The organism is Petrotoga halophila DSM 16923 (genome assembly GCF_002924615.1).
On the sequence record NZ_JALY01000231.1, the window covers coordinates 1 to 9,897 of the forward strand.

The 9,897-nt window shown below is 35.1% G+C and carries 8 protein-coding genes; 4 read left to right on the forward strand and 4 right to left on the reverse strand.

Going from position 1 to position 9,897, the window contains the following annotated elements; translation table 11 throughout:
- The 4 genes from murJ to AA81_RS11380 form a co-directional block, all read right to left on the reverse strand.
- Positions 1-1,426 (reverse strand): murein biosynthesis integral membrane protein MurJ (murJ, locus tag AA81_RS11365; protein ID WP_103899079.1); only part of this gene is annotated, 1,426 nt, incomplete at its 3' end.
- Between the two features lie 20 nt (positions 1,427-1,446).
- Positions 1,447-2,076 (reverse strand): uracil phosphoribosyltransferase, encoded by a 630-nt coding sequence (upp, locus tag AA81_RS11370; protein WP_103899080.1) that lies wholly within the window; start codon positions 2,074-2,076, stop codon positions 1,447-1,449.
- A gap of 27 nt (positions 2,077-2,103) precedes the next feature.
- Positions 2,104-3,039, reverse strand: a complete 936-nt coding sequence (locus AA81_RS11375; protein ID WP_103899081.1) for a 1-phosphofructokinase family hexose kinase — start codon at positions 3,037-3,039, stop codon at positions 2,104-2,106.
- Between the two features lie 18 nt (positions 3,040-3,057).
- Complete coding sequence (locus tag AA81_RS11380) at positions 3,058-3,954, reverse strand: aldo/keto reductase (protein ID WP_103899086.1); 897 nt, start codon at positions 3,952-3,954, stop codon at positions 3,058-3,060.
- Positions 3,955-4,444: 490 nt separating this feature from the next.
- On the opposite strand from AA81_RS11380, the gene AA81_RS11385 reads away from it, so the two are divergent.
- From AA81_RS11385 to glnA, 4 genes are all read left to right on the forward strand, one after another.
- Positions 4,445-5,278 carry an HAD-IIA family hydrolase gene (locus AA81_RS11385; RefSeq protein WP_103899082.1) on the forward strand — a complete coding sequence of 278 codons (834 nt, stop codon included), beginning with the start codon at positions 4,445-4,447 and terminating at the stop codon, positions 5,276-5,278.
- A 223-nt stretch (positions 5,279-5,501) separates the two neighbouring features.
- Positions 5,502-6,023 (forward strand): methionine synthase, encoded by a 522-nt coding sequence (locus AA81_RS11390; RefSeq protein WP_103899083.1) that lies wholly within the window; start codon positions 5,502-5,504, stop codon positions 6,021-6,023.
- Positions 6,013-8,340 carry a homocysteine S-methyltransferase family protein gene (locus AA81_RS11395; protein WP_245863618.1) on the forward strand — a complete coding sequence of 776 codons (2,328 nt, stop codon included), beginning with the start codon at positions 6,013-6,015 and terminating at the stop codon, positions 8,338-8,340. The genes AA81_RS11390 and AA81_RS11395 overlap by 11 nt, the downstream gene beginning before the upstream one ends.
- 481 nt (positions 8,341-8,821) lie before the next feature.
- Positions 8,822-9,897: type I glutamate--ammonia ligase (gene glnA, locus AA81_RS11400; protein ID WP_103899085.1), on the forward strand; the 1,076-nt coding region annotated here is incomplete at its 3' end.

A 9,897-nucleotide genomic window follows, 5' to 3' on the forward strand; every position in this document is an offset into this window, starting at 1 on the left:
ACGCTGATGAGAAATAAACTAGGGCACTAAGAGCAATCAGGAGAACAACTAACAGTCTAGAATCAAAAAATCCTTTACTAGTCACGATAAATATAGACATAACAACGCTTGCGATGAAAATTTTAAATATTTCCATCCAATCTTCACCAGTCAAACCTTTAATAATATTGAAACCTGTCATGAACACGCCGATAATACCGGAAATAGCAGTTGCAAATGCGATACCCACAACACCATATCTGAAAGCCAACAAAACATCGAGAGTTGCGTTCACTAAAAGCATCACAACTGCTACTAAAGAAGGATACCTTGTATTTAATTTAGAGTGATAAGTTCTAATAAAGATAGTATGTAAAGAATAAAAAGGAAGCCCCAGAGAATAATATAACAAGGTTTTTGCTGTTATTAACGTATCTTCAAAGGTAAAACTACCGTGTTGATATATCAAAGCCACGATCTCATTGTTTAAAAATATCAAACCGAACATGGAAGGAATTGCAAAGAACAAAGTTAATTCTATACTATCTTTCAAATTCTTGTTGTATTCTTTTTCATCTTTAATACTTGAAGAATACGATAATTTAGGTAAAAGAGCGTTTGCAACACTGATGGCGAATATGCTTAAAGGGAGCTGATAAATTCTTAGGGCGTATTGAATAGTCGAAACACCCCCTGTACCTGTCCATGTTGCGATATTGGTATCAACTAATGTATTCAAGGAAGCCACAGCTACTCCCAATAATGCGGGACCAAACAAATTCATTATACTTTTCAGATCTTTGAAATTAAAATCAAGTGTCATCCGGAAATGAATCTTTCTTAAGATATAAAAGACTAACAAAAACTGTAAAATTCCTCCTACTGTGAATCCTATAGTTGGTCCTAATATTCTTGGGGAAAAGTAAGAAGATAAAAAGATAAACATGACACTGCAAAGGTTAGATAAAGCTGGGGCGAATGCCGGTCCAAAATAGATATCGTTACTATTTAAAACACCTGTAGCTACTGCCCACAAAGAGATAAAAATTATGAAGGGATATGTAATTTTCAACAAATAAGAGGTTAATTCCATCGTTGATTCAGATAAGCCGGTTCCCAAAACTAAAACTATTTGGTCTGAAAAAAGATATACAGGTATATATAATAAAACAGTCGTTATTAATACAAACCATATTGTGGTGCTAAGAAAAACCTGAGAATCTTTTCCTTGTTTTCTTGTAAACAAAGGAATAAAGGCTGAGGAGAGGGCTCCATCAGCGAAGATTTTCCGAAGAAAGAAAGGAAGAATAATTGCTACTAAATATGCATCGTACTCTGCACTAATTCCAAAATAATGAGCAAATGTAGCATCCCGTAAAAGGCCTAAAAGTCTACTTATAAGAGTTGCCAAAGAGAAAAGAAATGTATGCCTTAACAATTTCGACATCCAAATGCCCCCGATATTCTTTATTTGGTCCTGTACAATCTGTCTCCTGCATCTCCCAAGCCGGGAACAATATATGCTTTTGAATTGAGTTTACTATCCAAAGCAGCGGTGTAAATAATCACATCTGGGTTTTCACTTACAACTACGTTAACCCCTTCAGGAGCGGCTATCAAGGACATAATAGTGATATTTTGTCCTCCCTGTTTTTTCACTTGCTTTATAGCATGGTTCATAGAATGTCCTGTGGCAAGCATAGGATCGAGAATAAAGATTTGATGGTATTCTGTCAAAGGTGGAAACTTCACATAATACTCTATTGCATTGAGAGTTTCTGGGTCTCTATACACACCTAGAAAACCTACACTAGCATTTGGAACCAATGAAAGAACACCATCCAACATACCTAAACCTGCTCGCAATATAGGAACTATGGTAACTTTTTTATCTTCAACCATCTCGCCTTGTGTCTTTGCAATTGGTGTTTCAACTTCAACTTCCATCGTTGGAAGATTTCTAGCTGCTTCATAAGTTAGAAGAAGGGTTATCTCATTCAAAAGTTCTCTGAATTCTTTAGGTCCTGTGTCTTTATTTCTCATTATAGAAAGTTTATGTTTTATCAAAGGATGATCAACAACGTGAAGATTATCCATGTAAAAATTGCACCTCCCAAATTTTTGTTAGAATATCTTTTCGATTTTTATTTCGTCTAAAAGCCTTAAAACGTCATTTTTTCGACAAAGTTCTGTTCCAGGAGTCATGACTGAGGCGTTACCTGAAGCATTTGCCCATTTAAAGGCCTCTTCTTCATTTGCTCCTTCTTCACGTTTTAAAACGTAAGCTGCAAGAAAGGAGTCTCCGGATCCAACCGCACTTTGAACAGGTACATCTAAGGAAGGAGCATATAGGCAACTCCCCTTTGAGATAAACATAGCGCCCTCTGACCCTAGAGTAAGCAATATTTCTTTTATTCCGTACCTATCAATTAGATCCAAACCATATTTAGCAAGTTGGTCTTTGTCAATCCCATTTATTTTTTTGCCAAGAACTCTTTGAAACTCGTATAAATTAGGTTTAATACAATCTGGGTGTGATTCAACGCCGACTTTTAAATTTTCACCGTCGGCATCAAAATATATCCTAGCGTTTTTCTCTTTAAGGTAAGAAATTATTTCTGCATAAAAATTTGGGGTTACTCCTTGTGGCAAACTTCCTGAAATAACAACGGTATCATTTTCTCTGATTAAAAGTTTGAGAGTCTCATACAGTTGGTTCAAATCAGTTTTTGGAATCTTTGGACCTTGAACACTCAGCCGATATTGAGAACTTTGTTCTTGTAAAATGATGTTCATTCTAGTTTCTTTGGTAATTCTAACAGCCGTATATATTACACCTTCTCTATCCAACATTTCCTCAATCTTTCTTCCATTTTCACCACCAAGAAAAGAAATAGCCACGGACTTCCCGTCTAATTCTTTGATTGCCCTTGAAACATCTATTCCCTTTCCTGCAGGATAGTCTTTTATCTTTTTAACACGGGTAGTATCATCTGTTTTTAATTTATCTACATAAAGGTATCTATCTAAACATGGATTGAGAGTTATTGTAAATATCATATAAAATCATCCACTCCTTTACGGTACATCATGACCTAGTGCAGCTTCATAGATCTTAAACCATTGTTCTCTCGTCAATTTTATGTTCAGGGCTTCAACAGCGTTCTTAAGCCTTTCTAATCTACCGCTTCCTGAAATAGGAATTACTCCAACAGGATGGTTTAAAAGCCAAGCGTATACAAGAGTATCCATAGAATCGATACCGAGTTCTTTGCCAACTTCTTTCAACGTCGTCAATATTCTTACTGACTTGTCGTTTGAGACATCGAATAACTTTCCTCCCGCCAAAGGTGACCAAGCCATTGGATTGAGGTTTTTTCCTTTTAAAAAATAAATATTATCGTTTTCAAAATGTTCTAAATTGAATGGGGAAATTTCTATCTGATTAGTCACCAAAGGAAGGTTTAATTTTGATTGTAAAGCTTCAAATTGATTGATGGTGAAGTTTGACACTCCGAAGAAACGAACTTTACCAGATTTATGTAACTCTAAAAAGGCTTCTGCAATTTCTTCTGGGTTCATGAAGGGATCTGGGCGATGTATAAGGAGTAAATCGATATAGTCTGTATGAAGGTTACGAAGGGAATTATCTACAGATTTCAGAATATGATCTTTGCTTGTATCGTAATAATGAATTCTTTTTGTCTCCTTGTTGGGGAGCACTATGCCGCATTTGGTTACAATCTGTATCTTATCTCTTAAAGAAGGGTTTGATTTTAAAACCTCTCCAAATAAACCCTCACAAGTATAATTTCCATAAATATCGGCATGATCGAAAGTGGTTACTCCTAAGTCTATTGTTTTCATAATAAATTCTTCTGTTTCTTTTGTTGAAAAATTCCAGTCTCTAAGTCTCATCATCCCTTGTACTATTCTTGATAAATACAAACCACTATTAGAAACGTTTGTTTGCATTGTTTCACTCATTATTTCACCTCACAATTTAAAAGAATTTTCCACACTTTTTGATCGATTTATTATAACATATTTTCTTCCTAGCTATCGTTTGGAATATAAAAAAAGCAACAAATTTTTAATTTTTTGATATAATTAAATGTATAATTGGGCTGCGGATCAAAAGGGTAAAAGCTCCTTTTCCTTAGATGGGTGTGGATTAGGATGAAATGACAAAAGAATCTTTTCCGAATGGGTGGGAAATAGAGTAAACTTCTCTTCTCTTTCCTTAGGTGGGTGCGAAGCTAGATGAAAGGGTAAAAGAACCTTTTCCTTATGGGTGGGCTGCTGGATGAAAGGGTAAAGAATCTTTTCCTTATGGGTGGGGAGCGGGGCGAAGGGGTGCTAATAAGGGCTAAGCGCAGCTTATGTAAAAACTATTAAGCAATTAACTCACAAAAAGCTCTGCTTTTAAAAGGGTCAGGGGACGCGCAATTAAATTTTAAAAAAGGTGGTTTTTATTCTGATAAACGATATAAAATCAATCGAAAGACTAAAACAAATAGAACTCTTCGTTTTAGATATAGACGGCACTTTTTATGTTAGTCAAAAGTTGGTTAACGGTGCACTAAAATTCTCCAACCTTTTAAAAAGACAAAATAAAAAGCTTGTCTTTTTAACCAACAACTCCAACAAATCGAAGAAAGAATACCAACAAGAGTTTGACACTTTAAACTATCCAATTAAAGAAAACGAGATCTACACGGCAGGCATAGCTGCTGCAGAGTACATAAAAGATAAGTTTGGGACAAAAAGGATTTTTTTGGTGGCTACACCCTCAATGATAGAAGAGTATGAAAGATTTGGACATCAAATTGTCACAGATTCTCCTGAGATGGTTGTAGTTACCTTCGATAAAAGCTTAACTTATGATAAGTTGGCAAAAGCCTCCATATTTGTATCTAAAGGAGCCTTCTTTTTTGTAACCAATCCAGATTTGAACTGCCCAACCGAAGAAGGGCCTATCCCTGATACAGCCGCTATTGCAAGTGTAATATCGAAAGCATGTAATAAAGAACCTGACATCGTTTTCGGGAAACCAGATCCCAAGATCTTAGAAATGATAATGAAAGATTATCAAGTAACCCCAGAAAAAACTTGTATAGTTGGAGATAGGTTGTATACTGATATATTAATTGGAATAAACGCTGGTACATTATCTACATTAGTATTAACCGGGGAAGCAAAATTAGAGGACCTAAAAGATTCTGCCATAAAGCCGGATCTAGTAGTTGACGATTTAGGACAACTTGCGGATCTCATCATGGGTGAAGAAAGTGGCTAAAGGAGTAGTTTTTTATTTTTCCTTAGATGGGTGCGGATTGGTTTGCTGCAGTGTGCAAACAAAGTTTTTAAATAATTTTGACGTTGAATTTGGGGTTTTTAAGGGGGAACCCCTTAACGTCTGGGCGAAGGGGCGCTATCACAGGACTTTCTAAAGATGTTATTATCGAAATAACAGGAGGGAGAATTTTATTAAAATCTACATTCCAGAAACTTATGAAATAATGCCTCAGAAAAAAATATACTTACTCCGAGCTGGCTTCAATGGATCTAAATTTCAAATCAACGACAAATTAAAAGATGAAATAAATAAAATATACAAGTTGGGTTTAGAGTTAGCACAACCAAAAGCCGTATGTGACACATATAAAATAGAGGCAATTCCTACAGAACTTATTCCTAAATCTTTCCAAGGTGTTAAGTCTATCACTTTTTTTGTATCCACCTTAGGATACGAAATAGACAACTATATATCAAACGCAAATACTCTCTCTTCAATGTTAATGGATGCTTGGGCTTCAGAAGCCATAGAGGCATTCAACGAATCTATCGATAAAAAGTTGAGGAAAGATTTCGGTAAAGGTACCAGAAGATTTTCTCCTGGATATTCAGATATAGATGTGAGAAAAAATTGGGATATAGTCAGTAATTTACTCAAAACAGAGATAGTAGTTGTCAACAAAGATACCGGTATTATAACTCCTAGAAAAAGTACTGTATGTATGATAGGGTGGTATGATGAATAGAAAAGATTTTGCACAAATACTGAACAAAAAGATACTCATTTTAGACGGGGGATACGGAACTGAATTTATAAAAAGAGGATATAAAAATATTCCTGCTGAGATTTTAAATATCAGATATCCAGAGGTAGTTTACAATCTACAAAGTGAATACGTAAAATCGGGAGCAGACATTCTTTTAACCAATACCTTCAGTGGAAATCGAAAAAAACTCAAAGAGCTAAATTATGAAGAGGCGTTCGAAAAGGTTAACGTCAAAGCAGTTGAAATTGCCAAGCAAGCATCGAAAGGCAAGGCTTTAGTCTTTGGAGATCTATCCTCTCTAGGAGAGTATCCAAAACCTATGGGAGCGCTTGAAATGGAGGAAGCTATCGAGGAGTATTATCACCAGGCAAAAGTGTTGTTTGAAAGCGGTGTAGATGGATTTATCGTTGAAACGATGACGGATATAAAAGAGTTAAAAGCTGCTGTATATGGAATAAGAAAAGTCACAGAAGATTTACCTTTAATAGCTCATATGACGTTTGAAGAGAACGGCCGTTCTGTTACGGGAACTTCTGTGGAAATCTTCGCTAATGTTTTCAACGATTTGGATGTGGATGTATTAGGGATTAATTGTACTTTAGGTCCAGAGGATCTTTTAAAGGTTTTTGAACGTCTATCACTCTCAACAAACAAGTTTTTATCAGTCGAACCAAACGCTGGTAAACCCATTTTCGATGGAAGACATTTGGAATACAAAATGACGCCTGAAATATTTGGAATGTTTGTAGAAGACTATTTAGATTTAGGAGTAAATATAATTGGGGGCTGTTGTGGTACCTCTCCAGAACATATAAAAGTAATTAGAAATATGGTAAAAAGAAGACCAAAAAAAATAATAAAAGAAATACCAATCATGTACTCTTCAAGAACGATCTTAAACAAATTTCATCCTTTTACCGTTATCGGAGAGAGGATAAATCCTGCCGGGAACAAAAAATTTCAAAATGAAATTGAAGAATTCGACTTCGATAATGTAATAAAAAGAGCCAACAGTCAAAAAAACGCAAAAGCAAATACAATAGACGTTAACTTAGGTATCGAAAAGATTTTGAATGAAGAGCATTTCAAACAAATTATCATAGAACTGGACAAACACTCTTCTCTTCCAATTTCTTTTGACATTCAAAATATTGGATTTTTAGAAACAGCTTTAAAAGAGTATCCAGGAAGACCTATAATCAATTCTTCTAAATTAAGTAAAAAAGATCTGGACAGAAAAGTGGAGTTGATTAAAAAATATGGTGGATTACTGATAGTATTAGCGCTCGAGAAAGAAATCTTAGAATCTGCTGAAGAAAGACTACAACTAGTACTAAGAAAATGGCCTTACATAGAAAGCAAAGGAATAACCAAAGACAGGATTATAATTGATCCATTGGTGTTATCCCTTGCTGCCAATAATGATCCAAATATTACATTGGAGATGGTAAAATTACTTTCGCAAAATGGGTTCAATACAACTATGGGTCTTTCGAATCTTAGTTTCGGCTTACCAAACAGAAATTATATAAATGCTGCTTTTCTTTCAAGGGCGAAAGGTAAAGGCTTGACTTCAGCCATCTTAAATCCCGAAGATGAGTTTCTTATGAACACTTTGAATGGTAACCTATTGTTGGATAAAAATATTGTGATACCAAGTAAGGTTGAAAAACAAGATGACTTAACCGAAAAAATCCTACAAGGTGAAGAAGGTGAAGTAAAACGAATCATTGAAAATCAGTTAAAAGAGAAAAGTCCATTAGAAGTTAGCCAAGATGTGCTTGGTAAAGCAATGGAAAAGATCGGAGACCTTTATGCACAAGGGAACATATATCTCCCAGAGTTGTTGTTAGCTGCTGAAACTGTCAAACCCATTTTTGATTACTTAAACAATTTGATTCCTGAATCTCAAAACGATAAAAAAGCTAAAGTATTGCTAGCCACTGTAGAAGGAGATATACACGATATTGGTAAAAATATAGTGGCAGCGGTATTAAGAAGCGCTAACTTCAAAATTATAGATCTTGGCAAAGATGTGGAAACTTCTACAATAATCAACGCTGTACAAAAAGAGAAACCAAATATATTAGGGCTCTCAGCTATGATGACAACAACAGTGGGAAAAATAGAAGAGGTGGTAAATGAACTAAAAAAATTAAGTATTAAAGTAAAAGTTATTGCCGGCGGTGCCTCAATGAACAAAAAACTTGCTGAAACCTTTGGCTGCGATGCCTACGCTAAAGATGCAAGCGAAGGGCTCAAGATATGTAAAAGCTGGGTCAATTTGAATTCATGATCGTTCATCTTCCGATCTTTATATATCAAAAATGTTAATAAAAAGAAAAAGTTTTAAGTTGATAAAATATGATAAAATCTATCGGTTTTCTTGAAATACCTGTAAATAAAAGATTTCGAGCAAATATAACGAAATTTTTTTCAAATTTTGATAAATGGAGATTTCGGTGTATAATCGCAAATAAATCCTTCTAATCATAAATATTTACCAATAATTAGAAATAATGAAACAATTTTCAATTTAAACTAATTTTTGAAAATAATATCTTAACGAATTTATTTTTAGACATTTTAGAAATAAAATGATCATAGACTGCGGTTAAAAGGAGAGAGAGCATCTATCCTTAGAGGATGAAGAGCAGTTTAAGGAATAAAAATTCTTTTATACTTAGAAGGTGGGGAGCGAGGTGAAGGGGCGCTAAATCAAGTTTTTGAGTTACTAATGACAGTAAAAATTCTACTTTATTGGGAGGGAAAAATTTATGACAAAAGAGGAACTATTGGAACAAATAGAAAGTCAAGGTATAAAGTATATTAGACTCCAAATTACAGATATCAACGGTGCCTTGAAAAACGTTGAAATTCCATCTACAGAGTTAGAATCTTCTTTGACTAACGGGACTATGTTTGATGGTTCATCAATTGAGGGTCTAGTAAGAATCAACGAATCAGATATGTTACTTAAACCTGACATAAACACATTTACAGTTTTACCATGGACAGTTGAAAGAGAAAAAGTGGGTAGGTTTATTTGTGACATTCACACTTCTGATGGTAAACATTTCCCAGGGGACCCAAGATATGTGTTGAAGAAAGTCATGAATGAAATGAAAGAGTACGGTTATACCCCATATGCTGGTCCAGAACCAGAATTTTTTATTCTCCCAAGGGATGAGAAGACGAGGCAGCCAATATTATCTCCTCTTGATAAGGGAGGATATTTTGATTTACTTCCCATAGATTTAGGGGAAAGGGTCAGAAAGAACATGGTGGAAACTCTACAAAGTATGGGTATTCGAGTGGAGGCTGCTCACCACGAAGTAGCGAATTCCCAACATGAGATTGATTTCAGGTACGACAATGCCTTAAGAACCGCCGACAATATTCAAACTTTTAAATTGGTTGTAAGGACGATAGCCCTATTGAACGGACTATGGGCAACATTTATGCCTAAACCATTTTTTGGTATGAATGGTTCAGGGATGCATACCCACTTGAGTATCTTTAAAGACGGAAAGAATATCTTTTACGATCCTAACGGTACTTATCAGTTAAGTAATGAGCTTAGATGGTTTATTGGAGGAGTTTTTAAACATATTGATACGATAACCGTTTTGGCAAATCCTACGATAAACTCATATAAAAGGTTAGTCCCTGGTTACGAAGCTCCTGTTAACATCGCATGGTCTGTATCAAACAGAAGTGCTTTAGTGAGGATACCGATGTCGAGAGGTGAAGGAACTAGGTTAGAACTGAGATCTCCAGATCCAACAGCAAATCCTTATTTACTGTTAGCAAGTGTATTTTCAGCTGGTTTAGAAGGTATAAAAAACAAGAT